Source organism: Verrucomicrobiota bacterium, assembly GCA_027622555.1.
Classification (GTDB): domain Bacteria; phylum Verrucomicrobiota; class Verrucomicrobiia; order Opitutales; family UBA2995; genus UBA2995.
The window spans coordinates 1-17,461 of record JAQBYJ010000049.1 but is presented as its reverse complement, the minus strand read 5'-3'; the positions used below and the strand labels follow the sequence as shown (position 1 = coordinate 17,461).

Here is a 17,461-nt window from a genome sequence, read left to right as displayed (position 1 = left end):
TCATGAAATTGCTACTGATAGGATTACTACTGATTTCAATACCATTAGTTGGTATCGAGCCGGTTGATCCGGGAAGTCCGAAGCTTTATCAGGAACAGAAACTGGTGATTGATAAAACAGTTAATAATCTAAATACCATTCCTGCTACACCAGCTTCCGGGCTTTACCGATCTTGGATAAATCCAGTAAAAACCATTTTGAATCCGGCGAATCAATCTCAAGACTTTAATCTCGTGTCCTTCCCCGTTCGATATCCATCGCGCGAACAAACTTTTTTCGAATTTAAGGAGTGGCAACCCGGAAATGCGGTGAAACTGTATGAAAAAAGTAAAGATTTTGAGCGTATTCGAAGCCCATTGGCACTTAAGAACTTTAATCGATTTAATTATCTTCGGAACTCGAGTTCCCCCTAGACTTCAATCACAAAAGCTTCTAATAGTATCACTTAGATTTATTCATGGGTTCGTTTCGGCTACTACAGTTCAATATGCAGTTTGGTCAATTGTGGGATTCCTCTGATCCTGACAATTCCCCCGTCGACATCGAAGCAACCGCTCGTTTGTTGAATCTTTATGACGGAGATATTGTGATCCTTCAGGAAGTCGAACAGGCCCTGCCAGGTGGTGTGCAAAAGCAACCTCCGGATAATTTCACTTATCTTCAAAGTAAATTGGAAGGATATCATAGTGCTTTTGCATATCCTCCTGAAGATGCGCGTGAATTACCATTTGGGATTGGGTTAGGCATTTTTTCAAAGTATCCGATTATGAATACTCGAACGATCAACCTGCCAGGTGCCCCGGTTATTTTTGAGTTTGATGGTAAGAATACTACTCCAACTGATAGAGTGTTACTTGTTGCAGATATTGAGATTGAAGGTCGAATTGTGACATTTCTCAATACCCATTTGCAGGCCTATTTTATGATCAACGCTTCAAGCGATGATTATCCAGAGCAACGAAATATTGTATTGAAAGAAGCTATGGCGATTGAAGGTCCTATGGTGCTGGCCGGCGATTTCAATTCGGTAGCCAGCGAAGGACTAGTCGCCCACTATGAAAATGCGGGATTGCACACTGTGCAAAAAGATACGGTCACCTGGAAACGTATGCCCCATGTACTCGACCATATCTTTTATAATGACGAATTGATCCTTAAGGGTGGAACAGTCGACGAAGTAACCGCTTCAGATCATCACATGTTGGTGGCGGAATTCAAATATTAGACGCCATGTTGTTTACCTTGGCGAACTCGGTCTTTGGCCGATTCTCTATCTGATTCAATTCGTCCAATGTCAATTGCCAGCTCTTTTTCCGCCAGAGTAATCGCTTTATAGTCACGTTTGATCGATGCTTCAGAAATCCGTTGTTTAGCAGCGATTTTCTTCTCCGCAATCTTTGCTGTATACTTGTTGTCCAGATCAGCTAATTCCTCTTTTTGAGCATCGGTGAGCGGAGTGTTTTCATCAGGACTGGCGGTTTTCAACCGATCCATTGCAAGTTCGTAGGCAGATTTCATATCATGTGTGTGGTATCAGGCTATTTACTAAGATCATTCCAACTGTGATGACAATCGGAAAGGCAAATTTCCATCGTTTGCGCCAACTTGAACTATGAACAAACAAAAGACTTCCCAGAAAAAGTATGACCGTAGCTATACCTAAGCTATTAGTCGCCCAAGTGGTATTTACAAAAGTGTTCGGCAAGCGGGAAGCGTTCCCCAGCAATCCATCCATGATCTGGATCAACAGCAATGGTCCGTGATTTAAAAAACCTGAAACAGTAGGTAAGAAGAACAAGCTCCCGATGATAGAAAACAAACCTGCGATAATAACTAATGAGGCCATGGGAATTAAGACCATATTTAGAAACACTGCAAATGGGGCCAGGATTCCGAAATATAGAATACTTAATGGGGCACTTGCCAGGGTTGCTGAAAGGCTGATACAAAAGGTACCTCCAATGATTTCCAAGGACTTGTTTAAGAACGCACGGCCTTTAGATAATTCAACCTGTTTTTGTGGAATCCTGGCATGCCAGGATTCGCGCAATGATTGGTAGAGCGGTATTCCCCAAAGCAAAATGCCAGAGACAACCGTGTAGGATAATTGAAATCCGGCTGAGAACAGTTGGGTCGGTGAGACAATGAGGACTGCTACCGCAGAAGCCACGAGCGCTTGAAACGGTGGCATTTGGCGGATTAGCGATTTCCCGATCCAGAAAAATGCAGTCATGGCGAAAGCTCGAACTGCTGATGGGCTTGCCCCCGTGATTTCAACATAAAGATAAACGAGACCAATGCCCAAGATAACTGATATTCGTCTTGGGACTCTCAATACGAGAAAGATACTAGCTACTGTAATTGCAATTATTCCTATGTGTAATCCGCTAATAGCAAAAAGGTGAAGGGTGCCGGTTTTAAGAAATATTTCTTTATTCTCCGCACTGAGTTCTCCTTTTATGCCCAGCAGCATTCCGCGATAAATGGAGAGCTCCTCAGGGTAATCAGATAGATCAATCTGGAGGGTGTTTATGGCTTTGCTTCTTAAACTTCCGATCAATTGTTCGAACAGATTTCCTTTCTCTGGAGTTTCTGTGAGGTATGCCCTCGTGAGTGTAAGTGAAATTGATTGTCCGATTAAGTATTGTTCAAAGAGTGAATGATCCTCTTTTGAAGGAAGGTAATTTAAGACTCCTCTTAACTGCAGGCTATCTCCTCGGTCAATTTGGTGGTCTTCACCATTGGCAGAAAAATAGATGGGATAGTTTAAAAGTGGATTAAGGTGTGCTTCGGTTTTAATTACAGTAGCCAGTCCACTGATAATTTCAGGATCGTTGCTGGCATATAGCTGCTTAACTTTCAGTTCAAGGAATGCTTCTCGCGGTGGTAAATGATTCCATAGCTCGGGAAACTGTCTGTTCTGCTGATAATAAAGTAGTGAGGCGACGGATACTCCTAATATCATGAAATACGCCCAATAATCCTGTCTACCCAAATTTGCTCTTTTTCGGCTTACCCAGAAGGCAATGGCCAGGCAGATAAATGCTAAAAGTAGGGTGGGTAGTACAGGTAAAGGTGGTAGGAAATGTCCCATGGTATAGCCACCGATCATTGGTATTAGGAGCCAAAGGAGAGGAGCTCTATAGGAGGTGACGGACATTTCCTTAAGGATTGGAATTTGGTGGATAGTGTAAAACACTTTCTATTTCAGGTCCTGACTATCTTTGGTTTGCAGGTATACGGTCCTGGTGCTAACACTTTTCAAAATGGCAGATTCCTTTCAGGCTTCCTTCTTTGAGACCGGCTCAAAAAGTCAGGTCGACCATGCCTTTAAACCGCTGGCTGCGCGGATGCGGCCTCGATTGTTGGGAGAAATTATTGGTCAACAGCATCTATTAAAGGATGGTGCCCTGCTGCCCAAGCTCATTCAATCGGACCGGTTTGGCAGTTTACTCTTCTGGGGTCCTCCGGGTTGTGGAAAAACCACATTTGCACGTGTGATCGCTCAGGAAACTCAAAGCCATTTCATCCAGATCAACGCTGTTCTATCAAATGCTGCGGAATTAAAGCAAATTCTGTTATCAGCGCGCAGTAATCCCTCGGCTCGAACGGTCCTCTTTATTGATGAACTCCATCGGTTTAACAAAGCGCAACAGGATCTGCTCTTACCGGATGTTGAGGAGGGAAATATCCGACTGATAGGTGCAACGACCCATAATCCAGGATTCTACATTATTCCCCCGCTGGTTAGCCGGAGTCATCTTTTTAAATTAGAGCCTTTGACCAAAGAGGAGGTGGCTTTGGCTTTGGAACGTGCGCTGAAAGATGATGAAAGGGGATTGGGCGAAAGACGCGTTAAAGCCGATTACGAGTTGCTTCTCTCGCTCGCCAAATTGTGCGACGGCGACTTACGACGAGCTTTGAATGCGCTTGAGGTCCTTGTTGAAAGTGTTGAACAGGGGCATGTGCTTTCTTCGGAGGATCTAGAGGCTTTCGCCAGCGAAAGACAGATTCGTTATGACGCAGATGAAGACGAACATTACAATACGGCATCAGCGTTTATCAAAAGTATGCGAGGTGGAGATCCTGATGCGGCTCTTTACTGGATGGCAAAAATGTTAGCAGGGGGGGAGGATCCACGATTCATTGCACGGAGATTGGTTATTCTGGCTAGTGAAGACGTGGGTTTGGCCGATCCGATGGCGTTGCCTCTGGCAGTTGCCGCCAAAGAAGCCTGCGAGTTTGTCGGTCAGCCGGAATGCGAACTCAATTTAGCCCATGCCGTAATCTACCTGGCTACTGCTCCGAAAAGTAATTCTGCAACGACCGCACTTGGTAATGTAAAAAAAGAAATAAAAGACAATCCGCTTCAGAGTGTTCCGATCTGGTTGCAAGATAGTCATAGCAAGGTCTCCAAGAGCATGGGGCAGGGAGCAGGATACCAGTATAGCCACGATTTTCCTGAAGCGGTTTCAGGGCAGGACTATATGGAGAATCCCAAACAATTTTATACAGCCGGTGAATCAGGTCGTGAAAAATTTATATTAGAACGACTTCGCTATTGGAGGGAACTGAAAGAGCAGCTAAAGACTCAAACTCAATAGAAACTCCCATATATTTATGAAAACACGCATCTGGAGCATCTTTTTACTGCTTGGTCTACTTTTTGGATCTCAACTATCCTACGCGAAGGACTCCACGGAGTCGGAAACTCTTAAGGGTTATTTCATTAAACGGTCCGATAATACCTACCTCCATGTTGAAATGGTCGGTATTCAAATGATCTTTAAGCTGCTCGATAAAGATCATCACGAGATTGAGAACGTTTTTACCCGCGGTGTTATGACGGTGAATCCCAAAGGTAAATCGAGTATTCGGATGGTTATCCAATCAACCGGAGACGGTATTTCTTTAAAAAGCTCAAAGTTGATTAAAAAGCCCCATCTTCTTAAAATAAACGGACGTCTCTTTAAGGGAGAAGATGACAAAGTTGGTGAAGCATTTAATATACAATATAATCAACATACGGTTGAAGAGGTGACGGTAACTCCATTACCTAAGAGCTAAATAATGAAAATAAACAGAAGGCCGCTTGATTTCCGGATTTTATTGAAACAATGGCTTTTGATAGCTGCCGGTGTAGCAATTGCCTCATTTCTGAATGATGGAATTCGCTTCGAGTCTATCTCAAGTTTGATACTCGCAGTCCTTTTTATCTCACTCTTCAACGTGTTTCTTAAACCGATTCTCGTCCTATTTGGGTTACCCTTTATAATGATGACTTTGGGGCTCGGCATCCTGTTGATTAATGCCGTGATATTTGCGCTGGCCGGCTACCTTGTTCCTGGATTCCATGTCTTGGGATTCGGGGCTGCCTTCTGGGGTGCTTTTGTAGTAAGCCTGACGACTATGCTCGTAAATATTTTGTTGAGTAAGCCAAAAATCACTGTGCAGCGAACGCATACTCGTGCTCCAAGAGTTGCGGGAGGTGCTAAAGAATATCGTGGTAAACTGGACGACGACGTGATCGACGTTTGAAGATTGGAATCGCGACATTTTGGGTGCTATTCAGTTTTAAATTGAGAGAAAGTGCATTCCGGTTTCTCACTTGTATAATTCCAAAAGGGAATAGATTGTCTCTGCCTTCATCATTTTAAAGCTATGGAAGAAGTAACAAGTGAATACGATTTAGTAGTTATCGGAGGTGGCCCTGCAGGTTATGCAGGCGCCATTCGTGCTGGCCAGCTGGGTAAAAAAGTTGCCTGTGTTGAAATGGAGCGACCAGGTGGCACATGCTTGAATTGGGGATGTATCCCATCCAAAGCGTTGTTGAAAAGCGCTGAACTCTACCAAAAAATGCTCCATGCTTCCGACTTTGGATTGAGTGCTGAATCAGTAGGATTTGATTTCGAGAAAATTGTCTCACGATCGCGCAAAGTAGCTGAACAGATGGCGACGGGTATCGAGTTTCTCTTCAAGAAAAACAAAGTAGATCACTTTCGTGGAACCGGTCAGGTTAACGTGCCTGGTATGGTGGAAATCAAAGACGGCCCTGATAAAGGAAAATTTCTTAAGGCTAAAAATATATTACTGGCGACCGGTTGCAAAATGCGTCCTTTCCCTGGCTTGAAGCTCGATGGTGAGCGTGTGATGACTTCACGCGAGGCTCTCGCACAAAAGAAGCAACCGGGAAGTATTTTAATAATTGGGGCAGGAGCCATCGGGGTTGAGTTCGCCTATTTCTACAACGCTTTGGGGACAGAGGTCACCTTGGTGGAAGTTCTCGACCAGGTGCTTCCAGTAGAAGATGAAGAAGTGGCGAAGCTGCTTGGACGCTCTTTTAAGAAACAAGGCGTGAGTGTTCATCTCGGAACCAAAGTCGATAATGTAAAAGTGACTAAAACCGGGGTGACTGCCGATTTGGTAAAAGGAGACAAGATCACTCCAATTAAAGTAGATGCCGTTTTATCCGCTATTGGAGTTGTTCCAAACTTGGAAGGTGCACTTTCCTCAAAAATCAAGCTCAATCAAGATCGCGGGTATTTGACAGTTAATGATCGTTACGCAACCAACGTAGAAGGCATCTATGCCGCGGGTGATATTATTGGTCCGCCTTGGTTGGCGCACGTAGCAACTTACGAAGCCATTCAAGCGGTTAATGGTATGTTTGGGGCTGGAGAACCTAAACGAGTTGGATTATTTCCCGGTTGTACCTATTGTTTACCTCAAGTTGCGAGTATAGGGAAAACAGAACAAGCACTCAAAGCCGAAGGCGTCGCTTACAAGATTGGCAAGTTTCCATTCGCTGCTTCTGGCAAGGCGGTAGCTTCAAATGCCTCGGAAGGTTTTGTAAAAGTGTTATCCTCTGAAACGGATGGTGAAATTCTTGGCGTTCACATTATTGGAGCGGATGCTACCGAACTGATTGCGGAGTATGCGCTCGCGATGGAACTGGAGGCTACTCCATCGGAAATCCAGGAGACGATCCATGCTCATCCTACCTTAAGTGAAGCTTTGATGGAAGCCGCAGCTGCTACGCATAATGAAGCGATCCACATCTAGGATCTGTTAGTTTAGATTAGTTAAACTAGGTTCGGGTGCCCCAGTTTAGCCAAAGCACAGCTAAAAGGCGTATCAGAATATCAATGCACAAAGGTCTGGTGAATAAGTGAATCTTTTTCACTGGATAAAAACTGATCCAATCCATTTTTTGACCTTTTGAGTCCTTGAGCTTTCGATTCATTCCATCGCTCTGTATTGATCAAATCGTTGCTCTTCGAAAGAATGGGATGATTCAGGTGATAAAGAATACATTGTTGATGAAGAAACTTTTCGGTGAGCCCTGAGATCTTAAGTCGGTCCAGTAATTCCATATCTTCATGGCCCCAACCTATGAATTCATTATCAAATCCATTCACCTCGATCAGGTCGTTTTTCCAAAACGACATGTTGGCACCCAATGCGGATGTATTGGAGTCCCAATTTACAAAGGGTATTCTGAACGCAACTTTCTTCGGGTAAAGGTTTCCTTTAAGTGACTGTGAAAGGCGGGCAAAAAATGTGGTGTTAAAATCATCAAGCACTTCTTCTTTCACATACGATCTTGCCCCGAGGAGATATTGATTGGGCTTTGCGTAGCTGGCATGGTCTTTGACGAAGTGTTTATGAGGAATACAATCTGAGTCTGTTAGAATAAGGTAGTCACCTTCACTCGCTACAATCGCCTTATTTAAAATCAAAGACCTACGGTAACCGGAGTCCGGTTGAGTAACATGAACAAACTTCTGGTTTCGTTTGAGGTTTGATGGAACTATTTCTTTCAGGTTTAATGCTTCAGCATCTTCGGCAATTATTATCTCATGTGGTTGCTGTTTTTGATTCAGGTAACCCGTCAAAACGCGCTTCAAAACTTGAGGTGCTCCGTAAGCAGTAATAATCACTGATATTTTCATTCTCAGATAATAGATTTTTCAAAACGCTAATCGCATGCTGTGATCAAAATCGAACTTTAACTTAAGTTGTTAAAGTTTAGCTTGGACAGACTAATGTTACCCTGTGAGAACACTTCGAAATCTGAAGGAAGGCCATTGGGCGAGGTTCTTTCAGTGTCTTCATTATAATGAAAAGTGAAAGTGCCTGCCTCCGTTTCACGGAACAAGGCACCTAGTTTGATGTGTCCTGGTTGCGTCAGGATCCAAGGTGTATCGGGCTTGGGGTGAGTCGGAAAATTAACATTATAAACGAGGTTACTTTTATTAACTTCACCTACTTTCTCGGAAGCAAATTTCGCTCCAAGTTCCGCTGCAATATCGATTCGATTTTTAATCGATTCTGACGGATTGACGGAATCGTTTTTAACTAAATCGAAATCGGTTCCCTCCAGATGGATTGATAGAGCGATGCCTGGCAAACCCCAGCTTGCCCCTTCTAAAGCTCCAGCTACTGTTCCTGAGCTATACAAGATGGGTAACATGGCATTCCATCCCACATTGATACCCGACACGACCACATCTGGTTTAACAGGAAGTAGGTGGCTCAGTGCAATATTGATAGCGTCACTGGGAGTACCTTCTACTTGCCAGCCTTTTATCCCTTCGATTCCAGTATAAGGCCAAACTTTTACTTCTCCTGTTCGCGATACTTTCCTCCCGACCCAACTCTGTTCATCTGCCGGGGCAGCAACATAAGTGGTACCATAATTGGAGAGTGCTTTCACCAATGCGTGAATGAAATAGACATGGATTCCATCGTCATTAGTTACTAGAAATGTGGGTTCTGTCATAAAGGAAGTTTTGTAGGTAAAAGACATTCACACGATTTCAACTGCAATGATTTATATCTATTTCAGCCAATTCTTCCGTTAACCCTGATAAACACTATAGGGGTAATACCTAAATTGGGGGTCAGGTGCACGTTATCCATTGATTATTGTTGTTTTACCTCTTCTCTAAAAGGAAATGCCAAAGTCGTTTTCTTTTAACAATCGCTTCCTGATTCTATCCACATCTTTTGTGTGTTTGTTTTCTGGAACCATGCTACAAGACCAAACCGTTCCTTCAGACGACTTTGAAATGCCATTACCCCTTTTTGTCGGTTCCAAAGATGAGTTACTTGATCAGATATTTGAAGAGGCAAAATCTGACCGGCTCTGTCGCTTTATCAAAATCAAGAAACTGAAAGTTTAAAGCATTGGATCTGAACTATTTCTGCTAGCTCCTCGATCAATAAAAAAAGCCCGCTAAAATAGCGGGCTTTTTTTCCTAAATGGATTGCTTTCAGTTATGAGTTTTCAGACTCATCCTCCGCGGCTACTCCCGCTGGTTCTTCTGATGCAGCTTCGCGCTCAGCCATGGCTGCCTTTCGGCTTAGCTTTACGCGACCTTTGTCGTCGATACCTATGCATTTCACCCAGATTTCGTCGCCCAATTTGGCAACATCTTCTGTTTTGTTAACGCGGAAGTCGGCCAGTTCAGAAATGTGAACCAGACCTTCCTTTCCTGGAAGCGCTTCAACGAATACGCCGAAATCTTTTACAGATTTAACAGTTCCCCGGTAAATCGCGCCAACCTCAATCTCAGCCGTAAGCATCTTGATTTCGTTAAACGCAATTTCAAGCGATTGTTTGTTGTTACTGTAAATGTAGACCTTTCCGCTGTTGTCGCTATCGATTTCAATATTTGCTCCAGATACCTCAGTCATCCTGCGAATGTTCTTTCCGCCAGGTCCGATGAGGAGACCGATCTTTTCAGGATCGATTTGAATGGTCTGGATGCGAGGTGCATTTTCTTTCACTTCAGCCCGGGCCTGGGGCATGGCTTCCGCCATGGCGTCCAGAATCTTCATACGAGCATCGAAAGACTCTTTTACCGCCTCAACCATGGTGTCGTGTGGTAGACCATTAATTTTCAAGTCGAGCTGGAAGCCCGTAATACCTTCACGAGTGCCACAGATCTTAAAATCCATGTCTCCGAAATGGTCTTCGTCACCTATGATGTCGACCAGTACGATCTTCTTCGTGTATTCACCGGCTTCATTTTTTTCTGTTACAAGTCCGGTTGAAATGCCTGCGACAGGAGCAATGATCGGAACGCCTGCGTCCATAAGGGCCAAACAACCTGCACAAACAGAAGCCATCGAGGTGGAACCGTTGGATTCCATGATTTCAGAAACGATTCGGACAGAGTAGGGGAACTCTTCTTCCGCAGGAATTACGGGTAGAAGGGAACGTTCTGCCAATGCTCCATGCCCAATTTCACGGCGACCAGGAATGCCAAAGCGCCCTGTTTCACCGACCGAATAGGGAGGGAAATTGTAATGAAGTATGAATGACTTTTCTTTGCTTCCTCCAGTAATGGCATCCAGTGATTGAGCATCGCTCATTCCGCCCAAGGTTAGTAATCCAAGCGTTTGTGTTTCACCCCGTGAAAACATGGCAGAACCGTGTACCGTTGGAAGTATGTCTACGTCACAAGTGATTTTGCGAAGGTCCAAAGGAGCTCGTCCGTCAGCGCGTGTCTTATCCGCAAGAATACCGCTTCGGTAGACTTCTTCTTGCAGGATTTCCATGGCAATACTCAGTTGGTTTTTGTCGTATTCTCCCTCGGCGTTAGCTTCGATCAGTGCTGCCTCAGCTTCTTCTTTCAAAGCCTTAACCGCTGCGCGACGCTCCGTCTTTTTGGAGGTGTAGACGGCCGCTTTCAGGCGGTCACCGATAAGATCGCGCACGATCTTCAAGTTTTCGTCTGTTACATTATAAAGAGCAAATTCACGTTTTTCTTTGCCGGCTAACTTCGCCAATTCTCTTTGAGAAGCGATGATCGGTTGGATAGCTTTTTGTGAATACTCCAGTGCTTCAATGAAACGAGCTTCTGGAATCTGATCGGCAGAACCTTCGATCATAAGCATTTCGGTTTCCGTTCCTACATAAATGAGGTCGAGATCCGAGTCACACTGTTGTTCATTGGTCGGATTGACGACAAACTCACCATCAATTTGGGCCAAACGAATACAACCTACTGGGCCATTCCAGGGAATGTCAGAAATCAAGATCGCGGCGGAAGCACCGTTAACCATGAGGATATCGGCATCGTTGACCAGATCGGTAGAGAGCAAGATGCCAATAACTTGGATCTCATTCAAAAAGCCTTTTGGAAACAACGGACGGAGTGGTCGATCGCATAAGCGGGAGGTTAATATTTCCTTCTCGCTTGGTCGACCTTCGCGTTTGAAGTAGCCACCAGGAAAACGACCTGCGGCTGAGTATTTTTCGCGATAATCTACGGTGAGCGGAAACCAATTTTGGTCCGGGCGCAGCTCCTCGGCCACGGTTGCGGATACGAATAGGGTAGTTTCCCCAAGACTAACGGTGACGGCACCGCTTGACTGTTTTGCTATATCGCCGGTGGAAATTGTGATTCCTAGTCCGTCGACTGTAACTGAATGTTTTTGCTTCATTATATGATTTTTTCTCAGTGTTACAGGCGGGGACTTTCAAGAATTAGTGATATGAGGCAATTAGCCTACGATCACTGAACCCGCCTTTCTTCTAATAGGTACAAGAATCATGCGCCTGCCTCGTATGAGATCAGAGACTATTCTATGCACAATGTGTGTAGGTTTGAATACGGGTTAACGGCGTAGCTTGAGCTGTTCCAACATATGTTTGTATTTGTTGAGATCGTGCCGCTTTACGTAATCAAGGAGTTTGCGTCTCCGGCTAGCCAAGGCGATCAGTCCACGACGGGAGTGATAGTCTTTCCGGTGAACACGCAGGTGATCGGTCAGTTGTGTGATCCTTGCACTCAATAGAGCGATTTGGACTTCTGATGATCCGGTGTCAGCATCGCTTTTGCGAAACTTCTGAATGATGGGTTGTTTATCTATTTTGCTATTCTTCGACATAATGTTAATTTGGATTTTCACGACGATTGGCTTGATTGCCTGGACCTAGCCGGAGCCAAATCCACCGTTTTCCCGGATGGGTGTCGCGGAGAGAAGTCCTTGTCGGAGGCTTCTACCCTAACGGTAAGCGCGTAAAAATGCGCATGCACAATTTGCTTGGCAAGGTTTTTCTATCTGGATTTGAAACCTTAAAATCTCAGGGTTTTCGGGGATTCCAGCCCAGGTTTAGCTGACTGGTATTCCGGTTAAACCGTCCAGGTATGTGCTCCGTTAATCAGCTCCTGCAAATCGGCTTTACCGTCACGTTGGTCAATTGCTGCATCCACCTGTTGGTTGATCTGAGCATCGTAGGTCGGTTTTTCAACTTTCCTTAGTACGCCAATGGGAGTAGGGAAATCCGGGAAGGTCATTTCGGCGAGCATCGCGGTATATAGGGAGCCCGGCCGGTCAGGTGTATGGATCATCACATTTTTTTCTTCAGGGGAGGCATCTCCCAATGTGATGATTTCCGGTTGGGAGCCATTCCATACAATTCCTTTTTTCTCCTCTTTCCCGAAAACCATTGGTTGACCATCTTCAAGGTGCAGGAGGTTGTTATCCCGATTTTCGCGCCCATAAACCGGATCCCACGTCTTGTCGTTGAAGATCACGCAGTTCTGAAGGATTTCTACAAATGAAACTCCCTGGTGCTCATGGGCAGCTTTGAAGGTCTCCATCATATGCTTCGGGTTGGTATCAATTGTCCTGGCTATAAAAGTAGCTTCGGCTCCCAGGGCGAAAAGGATGGGATTCAAAGGGTTGTCGATAGAACCCATGGGCGTAGTTTTGGTTTTCGTTCCAACCGGCGAAGTGGGGCTATATTGGCCTTTGGTCAGACCATACACGCGGTTGTTGAACAGTAAGATGTTGATATTCACATTACGACGCAATACGTGCATCAAATGATTACCACCAATGCTTAATCCATCTCCGTCTCCGGTAATCATCCATACGGAAAGATCGGGATTCGCAACTTTTACTCCAGTTGTTACGGTGGGTGCCCGACCATGAATCGTGTGAAACCCGTAGGTATTCATATAGTAGGGGAACCGGCTCGAACAACCAATGCCACTCACCACCACATAGTTTTCCTTGGGAATGCCCAACTCTGGCAACGTTCGTTGCAGCGAGTTCAAAATGGCATAGTCTCCGCAACCGGGGCACCAACGAACGTCATTGGGCGTTACAAAATCTTTTTTAGTCTGTTTTTCTTCTATTATTTCAGTAGTCATGGCGGGAAATGCTGGAGGTGGGCAGGTAGGTGCTTCAGTCTTGAAGCAATTCGTGGATCTTTTGGGTAAGTTCTTTTACCTTAAATGGTTGGCCTTGTACTTTATTGAATGGAATTGTTTCTACCAAAAGCTGCGAACGAATGAGGACATTTAGTTGCCCCATATTTAATTCAGGAATCATCACTTTTTCGAACCGTCCCATGATTTCTTTTAGGTCCTTCGGGAGTGGATGTAAGTGGGTGAGGTGTGCGCTGCTGACAGAAAAGCCTTCAGCTTGCATGGCACTAACCGCAGCCGTGATGGATCCATATGTTCCACCCCACCCAACTACCAGAACTTTACCAGAATCTTCACCAATTAGTTTTGTTGGCGGAATCGAATTTGCAATGCGTGCTATCTTATCATTACGAATCTGAGTCATTTCTTCGTGGTTTTCCGGATCATAGCTCACACTGCCCGCTTCGTCTTTTTCCAATCCACCGATTCTGTGTTCCAATCCTTTTTGACCAGGAATTGCCAGTGTTCGGGCAAGCGTTTCTTCGTTACGGGCAAAGGTTTTGTAAGGCTCACCTTCTTTTGCAAACGCCACCTTTATTTCAGGAATAGATTCAACGGATGGAATTTTCCACGGTTCGGCGCCGTTGGCTATATAAAGGTCGCTCAGCACGATAACCGGTGTGGAATAGGTTAATGCGATACGAATGGCTTCAATGGCCGTTTCAAAACAGTTGGAAGCGCTGTTGGCTGCTATTACGGGGATAGTTGCATCGCTATGGCGACCATACACAGCTTGGAGCAGATCGCTTTGCTCTGTCTTGGTTGGCAGACCGGTGCTCGGTCCTCCGCGTTGAATATTTAGAATAACAAGAGGTAATTCGGTTGATGTGGCCAATCCAATAAATTCCGCCTTTAAACACATGCCCGGTCCACTGGTTCCAGTGACTCCCAGGCTCCCCACGAAACTTGCACCAATGGCTGCACCGATGGCGGCAATTTCGTCCTCTGCTTGGAGGGTCTTAACGCCAAAATGTTTGTAACTGGATAGCATCTCCAGAATCGAAGAGGCAGGAGTTATCGGATAACCGGAATAAAATAATTTTCGATCTGCCTTTTTAGCACCGGCGATCAATCCAAGAACCAAAGCTTCGTTGCCGGAAATCTTTCTATAAAGCCCTGTCTCCACCTCGGCTTTGGCCACCATGTAACGGTTTCTGGAAGTTTCTGTGGTTTCGCCAAAGTAGTAACCGGACTTCAAAACCTTGATATTTGCTTCTGCCAAAATGGGTGAACGACGGCTCCACTTTGATCTGATAAATTCTACCGTTGTATCAATCGGGCGGCTGTAAATCCAATAAATGTAACCAAGAGCAAAGAAATTCTTACAGCGGAGCTTATCCTTCGCAGACAGTTCGGTTTCGTTTAAAGACTCTTTAGTGAAGTGATTGATATCGATCTGGATCACCTCATACTTTGCCATTAGCTCCGGGTCTTTCAAAGGGTTGGATTCATAACCAGCCATCTTTAGATTCTCTGGAGTGAAGGCCGCAGAGTTTACAATCAGCAAGCCTTCCTTTTCCAAATCACGGAGGTGCACTTTGAGCGCGGCCGGGTTCATGGCAATCAAAGTATCAGGTGAGTCGCCCGCTGTCAGGATCTCCGTACTTCCAATTTGTATCTGGAATGCAGATACTCCCGGAATGGTTCCGGCTGGTGCACGAATTTCCGCTGGAAAATCCGGAAATGTAGCCAGGTCGTTTCCAAAAGCGGCGCTACTATCCGTAAATCGCTCCCCGATGGTTTGCATGCCGTCTCCGGAATCTCCTGCGAAACGTATTACGACACTCTTTAGTTCTTTAAATTCTTCGGCGAAAGTGGACTCAGTGCCCATGGGATGTTTTTTGGCGGCGATTGAATTAAGGTGTAAAACGCGTTAATCCAATTGGTTATTTCCGTATAGTCAATATCTATGGCTATAAGATTTTGTTACTCTGTACAGTCACAGAATTAATTATTTATACTGCCGGGCTGAGTTGTAATTAACTGCTGAAGTAATTGTCCAAGGTTTACATCTGCCTTAACCTTTTCAGGGGCTATCCCGCCCGAAAAATGATCTCCCGAATTCCCTCACACCCGGGAATGTTGGTGAGCCGGGCCAATATCATTTTTTTATGAAATTGCATTTCCTGTTTAACCACGGGGTTGTTTACCAGCACGTACAAGCGGAATCCATGATCCAGGCGATGAGGGTGCGAATGGGAAGCGTTGCGATCTCCGACAATAGATGTCCAGTCTGCCAATATGGCTTCTTCGGGGCGCGATTCAGTGATTTGAAACTTCTGAATCACCCTGTCCATTACCGAGTCGAGATCCTTCTCATCTTTCCAAAATGCCCTCGATTTATCTCTGGGCAATCCTCTTAGGGAAGCTATCAAGTTGTTGGTTTTACGACTGAAGTTGCTGGATTTGGGCATGGCAGTTTATTCTTCGAAACTAGACCACTCTTAAGGCCTGGTATTCACACCTGTCCAGTGAAACCGAAATCATTCCGGGTTCATTGTTAAGTCTTTTTTGCCTGAATGGTATTTTTAACTGACCGTTTGTTCCGATTTGAGAACTTCAGGTAGTTGATCTATAGATCCCAAAACGTTGCCTGGTTCCAATCCATGAGGAATCCGGTTGTGGAGCAATAACGCATTCCAGCCAGCGCGGATGGCAGGCTTGAAGTCATTGGCCGGACTATTCCCAATATGAAGCAAAGTTCGCGGAGCCGCGGCCAAATTGCGGGAAACACGGGTGAATACCTCTTCCGATGGTTTTTCGGCACCCAACTCGGTTGAAATAAACACCTGGTCGAAATAGCCATCGATATTCAAATCGGACAAAATCCGGTAGAGCCGATTATCCCAATTTGAAACAACCACTAGACGGAATCCAGCTTCCTTAAGCGCTTGCAGGGTCCTTCGCAGCATAGGTTTTGCTTTCCATCGGTTTCCTTGTCCCATCGTTTCCCATAGGGAATCAAAGATAGCCTCTGAATAGTCTTCCTTGAGAATACTTTCCAGAACGCATCTCCAACGATTCTTTTCGCTGGTCTCGTCTATGGATTTCATTGGTAGATTCCTCGATTTATGGAATTCGACCATAAAGCGCATTTCCAGGTCTGGTTCCGAAATACTCACACCATGCTCTTGGAGGATTTCTGAGTAGATTGCACCTATCGAAGGAAAAGGATCGAATAAGGTTCCGGTGGCATCGAAGCTGATAGTATGAATAGTATTGAAGCTCATTTGAGATAACAGATTAGTTTCAATACGATATTTTCTGGGATTAAATCTCAAGGGGAAGCTCCTAGATGATAAAGAATTGAATATTTTCGCCCGAATCAGGAGTGTTTTTACAACAAATGTTTAGGAAGTTTAAATTATATGTTCAGAAGTTCGTCTGGCTGAGTCTGTGGACAGTTATTTTTCCGCTGGTTTCTTTCGGGTTCCTAACCAGAGAAGAAGCATTTGAGCAGTCCTTTGATTTGGTTTGGGAAACGGTTCAGGAATCCCATTGGGATGAGACCTTTGGGGGATTGGATTGGGGTGCCATTCGAAATGAGTATCGGTCCAGGTTGAGAAAGGTGCGGAATCGAACCGACTTGGTTACGCTTCTTCAGGACATGCTCAATGAGCTCGATTTATCTCACTATAATATAATCAGCAGTTCGGCAAAACCATTGGATCGTTATCCGCGAGGTGGGTATGTAGGCCTCAACCTTAAATATTTTGAAGGTCAGGTTTACGTGACTGGCGTGGATAAGGAATCTCCTGCCGCTGCCGCCGGAATAAAAGTAGGTTGGAAGCTCAAGTCCATTCATCAAAAATCTGTCAAAAGCCTTATTGCGCCTTTTTTTAAACGAGATATCCTGGAGAAGCGTATTCGCTTCGATATCGATTTTTACCTGAACGCGATCGTGCAAGGTACTAGCGGTCGCAAAATTCGAACTGATTGGTATCCACTTGAAGGTAAAGTGCTAAAGACCTACCTCATACCGAAAGCCGATGTTCGGGAGCTGTCGGTATCTGTAGGATATCTGCCTCCTCAAAGAATTGAATTTGAGGAAACCTATTTGGAAGGCGATATATTGTATCTGCGTTTTAACTTTTTCACTGCGCCTATGATGGCTGATATCCGTGAATCTTTGGAATCGGCTGCTGGAAAAGCAAACGGGTTGATCTGAGATTGCCCCGAAAAATGGAGACCCGTTGTGCTTAGGTTATAATTTAGATTCATTTGATTCGTTG

At 44.9% G+C, this 17,461-nt stretch carries 18 protein-coding genes; 8 read left to right on the top strand and 10 right to left on the bottom strand.

What is annotated here, in order from left to right:
- Nucleotides 1-2: 2 nt before the first annotated feature.
- Complete coding sequence (locus tag O3C43_13650; GenBank protein MDA1067537.1) at nucleotides 3-413, top strand: hypothetical protein; 411 nt, start codon at nucleotides 3-5, stop codon at nucleotides 411-413.
- A gap of 44 nt (nucleotides 414-457) precedes the next feature.
- Nucleotides 458-1,225, top strand: a complete 768-nt coding sequence (locus tag O3C43_13645) for an endonuclease/exonuclease/phosphatase family protein (protein MDA1067536.1) — start codon at nucleotides 458-460, stop codon at nucleotides 1,223-1,225.
- Here the strand turns inward: O3C43_13645 and O3C43_13640 are convergent.
- Both O3C43_13640 and O3C43_13635 read right to left on the bottom strand, forming a co-directional pair.
- A complete protein-coding gene (locus O3C43_13640) occupies nucleotides 1,222-1,518 on the bottom strand; it encodes a hypothetical protein (GenBank protein MDA1067535.1) in 297 nt (98 codons plus the stop codon). The two genes, O3C43_13645 and O3C43_13640, sit on opposite strands and share 4 nt — an antisense overlap.
- A 1-nt stretch (nucleotide 1,519) precedes the next feature.
- On the bottom strand, nucleotides 1,520-3,160 hold the full coding sequence (locus O3C43_13635) for a ComEC/Rec2 family competence protein (GenBank protein ID MDA1067534.1): 1,641 nt from the start codon (nucleotides 3,158-3,160) through the stop codon (nucleotides 1,520-1,522).
- Nucleotides 3,161-3,266: 106 nt separating this feature from the next.
- Between O3C43_13635 and O3C43_13630 the strand changes: the two genes are divergently transcribed.
- The 4 genes from O3C43_13630 (at nucleotide 3,267) to lpdA (ending at nucleotide 7,062) form a co-directional block, all read left to right on the top strand.
- Entirely contained in the window at nucleotides 3,267-4,604 is a 1,338-nt protein-coding gene (locus O3C43_13630) for a replication-associated recombination protein A (protein ID MDA1067533.1), read from the top strand.
- 16 nt (nucleotides 4,605-4,620) lie between these two features.
- On the top strand, nucleotides 4,621-5,067 hold the full coding sequence (locus O3C43_13625; protein ID MDA1067532.1) for a hypothetical protein: 447 nt from the start codon (nucleotides 4,621-4,623) through the stop codon (nucleotides 5,065-5,067).
- Between the two features lie 3 nt (nucleotides 5,068-5,070).
- The gene (locus O3C43_13620; GenBank protein ID MDA1067531.1) at nucleotides 5,071-5,538 is read left to right on the top strand and encodes a phage holin family protein; all 468 of its coding nucleotides are present in this window, start codon (nucleotides 5,071-5,073) and stop codon (nucleotides 5,536-5,538) included.
- Nucleotides 5,539-5,661: 123 nt separating this feature from the next.
- Complete coding sequence (lpdA, locus tag O3C43_13615; GenBank protein MDA1067530.1) at nucleotides 5,662-7,062, top strand: dihydrolipoyl dehydrogenase; 1,401 nt, start codon at nucleotides 5,662-5,664, stop codon at nucleotides 7,060-7,062.
- A gap of 80 nt (nucleotides 7,063-7,142) precedes the next feature.
- Here the strand turns inward: lpdA and O3C43_13610 are convergent, their stop codons facing one another.
- Together O3C43_13610 and surE are read right to left on the bottom strand one after the other, a co-directional pair.
- The gene (locus O3C43_13610) at nucleotides 7,143-7,952 is read right to left on the bottom strand and encodes a glycosyltransferase (GenBank protein ID MDA1067529.1); all 810 of its coding nucleotides are present in this window, start codon (nucleotides 7,950-7,952) and stop codon (nucleotides 7,143-7,145) included.
- Between the two features lie 56 nt (nucleotides 7,953-8,008).
- A complete protein-coding gene (gene surE, locus O3C43_13605) occupies nucleotides 8,009-8,782 on the bottom strand; it encodes a 5'/3'-nucleotidase SurE (protein ID MDA1067528.1) in 774 nt (257 codons plus the stop codon).
- Between the two features lie 175 nt (nucleotides 8,783-8,957).
- On the opposite strand from surE, the gene O3C43_13600 reads away from it, so the two are divergent.
- Nucleotides 8,958-9,185 carry a hypothetical protein gene (locus O3C43_13600; protein MDA1067527.1) on the top strand — a complete coding sequence of 76 codons (228 nt, stop codon included), beginning with the start codon at nucleotides 8,958-8,960 and terminating at the stop codon, nucleotides 9,183-9,185.
- A 94-nt stretch (nucleotides 9,186-9,279) separates the two neighbouring features.
- Here the strand turns inward: O3C43_13600 and pnp are convergent, their stop codons facing one another.
- The 6 genes from pnp to O3C43_13570 all read right to left on the bottom strand — a co-directional run bounded on the left by pnp (nucleotide 9,280) and on the right by O3C43_13570 (nucleotide 16,459).
- Nucleotides 9,280-11,454 (bottom strand): polyribonucleotide nucleotidyltransferase, encoded by a 2,175-nt coding sequence (pnp, locus tag O3C43_13595; GenBank protein ID MDA1067526.1) that lies wholly within the window; start codon nucleotides 11,452-11,454, stop codon nucleotides 9,280-9,282.
- Nucleotides 11,455-11,628: 174 nt separating this feature from the next.
- On the bottom strand, nucleotides 11,629-11,901 hold the full coding sequence (gene rpsO / locus O3C43_13590) for a 30S ribosomal protein S15 (GenBank protein ID MDA1067525.1): 273 nt from the start codon (nucleotides 11,899-11,901) through the stop codon (nucleotides 11,629-11,631).
- A gap of 245 nt (nucleotides 11,902-12,146) precedes the next feature.
- Nucleotides 12,147-13,172 carry a 2-oxoacid:ferredoxin oxidoreductase subunit beta gene (locus tag O3C43_13585; protein MDA1067524.1) on the bottom strand — a complete coding sequence of 342 codons (1,026 nt, stop codon included), beginning with the start codon at nucleotides 13,170-13,172 and terminating at the stop codon, nucleotides 12,147-12,149.
- Nucleotides 13,173-13,206: 34 nt separating this feature from the next.
- A complete protein-coding gene (locus O3C43_13580; protein MDA1067523.1) occupies nucleotides 13,207-15,060 on the bottom strand; it encodes a 2-oxoacid:acceptor oxidoreductase subunit alpha in 1,854 nt (617 codons plus the stop codon).
- A gap of 202 nt (nucleotides 15,061-15,262) precedes the next feature.
- Nucleotides 15,263-15,643 (bottom strand): DUF721 domain-containing protein, encoded by a 381-nt coding sequence (locus tag O3C43_13575; protein MDA1067522.1) that lies wholly within the window; start codon nucleotides 15,641-15,643, stop codon nucleotides 15,263-15,265.
- Between the two features lie 114 nt (nucleotides 15,644-15,757).
- Nucleotides 15,758-16,459 carry an HAD-IA family hydrolase gene (locus O3C43_13570; protein MDA1067521.1) on the bottom strand — a complete coding sequence of 234 codons (702 nt, stop codon included), beginning with the start codon at nucleotides 16,457-16,459 and terminating at the stop codon, nucleotides 15,758-15,760.
- Nucleotides 16,460-16,575: 116 nt separating this feature from the next.
- Between O3C43_13570 and O3C43_13565 the strand changes: the two genes are divergently transcribed.
- Nucleotides 16,576-17,397: a hypothetical protein gene (locus tag O3C43_13565; protein ID MDA1067520.1), complete on the top strand. Its 822-nt coding sequence runs from the start codon at nucleotides 16,576-16,578 to the stop codon at nucleotides 17,395-17,397.
- The last annotated feature ends 64 nt before the right edge of the window (nucleotides 17,398-17,461 follow it).

Coding starts and splice junctions, on each gene's coding strand:
- O3C43_13620 (MDA1067531.1), top strand. CDS start 5,071: ATGAAAATAAACAGAAGGCCGCTTGATTTCCGGATTTTATTGAAACAA.
- O3C43_13625 (MDA1067532.1), top strand. CDS start 4,621: ATGAAAACACGCATCTGGAGCATCTTTTTACTGCTTGGTCTACTTTTT.
- O3C43_13565 (MDA1067520.1), top strand. CDS start 16,576: ATGTTTAGGAAGTTTAAATTATATGTTCAGAAGTTCGTCTGGCTGAGT.
- O3C43_13610 (MDA1067529.1), bottom strand. CDS start 7,952: ATGAAAATATCAGTGATTATTACTGCTTACGGAGCACCTCAAGTTTTG.
- O3C43_13645 (MDA1067536.1), top strand. CDS start 458: ATGGGTTCGTTTCGGCTACTACAGTTCAATATGCAGTTTGGTCAATTG.
- O3C43_13575 (MDA1067522.1), bottom strand. CDS start 15,643: ATGCCCAAATCCAGCAACTTCAGTCGTAAAACCAACAACTTGATAGCT.
- lpdA (MDA1067530.1), top strand. CDS start 5,662: ATGGAAGAAGTAACAAGTGAATACGATTTAGTAGTTATCGGAGGTGGC.
- O3C43_13640 (MDA1067535.1), bottom strand. CDS start 1,518: ATGAAATCTGCCTACGAACTTGCAATGGATCGGTTGAAAACCGCCAGT.
- rpsO (MDA1067525.1), bottom strand. CDS start 11,901: ATGTCGAAGAATAGCAAAATAGATAAACAACCCATCATTCAGAAGTTT.
- O3C43_13650 (MDA1067537.1), top strand. CDS start 3: ATGAAATTGCTACTGATAGGATTACTACTGATTTCAATACCATTAGTT.
- O3C43_13635 (MDA1067534.1), bottom strand. CDS start 3,160: ATGTCCGTCACCTCCTATAGAGCTCCTCTCCTTTGGCTCCTAATACCA.
- pnp (MDA1067526.1), bottom strand. CDS start 11,454: ATGAAGCAAAAACATTCAGTTACAGTCGACGGACTAGGAATCACAATT.
- O3C43_13600 (MDA1067527.1), top strand. CDS start 8,958: ATGCCAAAGTCGTTTTCTTTTAACAATCGCTTCCTGATTCTATCCACA.
- O3C43_13585 (MDA1067524.1), bottom strand. CDS start 13,172: ATGACTACTGAAATAATAGAAGAAAAACAGACTAAAAAAGATTTTGTA.
- surE (MDA1067528.1), bottom strand. CDS start 8,782: ATGACAGAACCCACATTTCTAGTAACTAATGACGATGGAATCCATGTC.
- O3C43_13580 (MDA1067523.1), bottom strand. CDS start 15,060: ATGGGCACTGAGTCCACTTTCGCCGAAGAATTTAAAGAACTAAAGAGT.
- O3C43_13570 (MDA1067521.1), bottom strand. CDS start 16,459: ATGAGCTTCAATACTATTCATACTATCAGCTTCGATGCCACCGGAACC.
- O3C43_13630 (MDA1067533.1), top strand. CDS start 3,267: ATGGCAGATTCCTTTCAGGCTTCCTTCTTTGAGACCGGCTCAAAAAGT.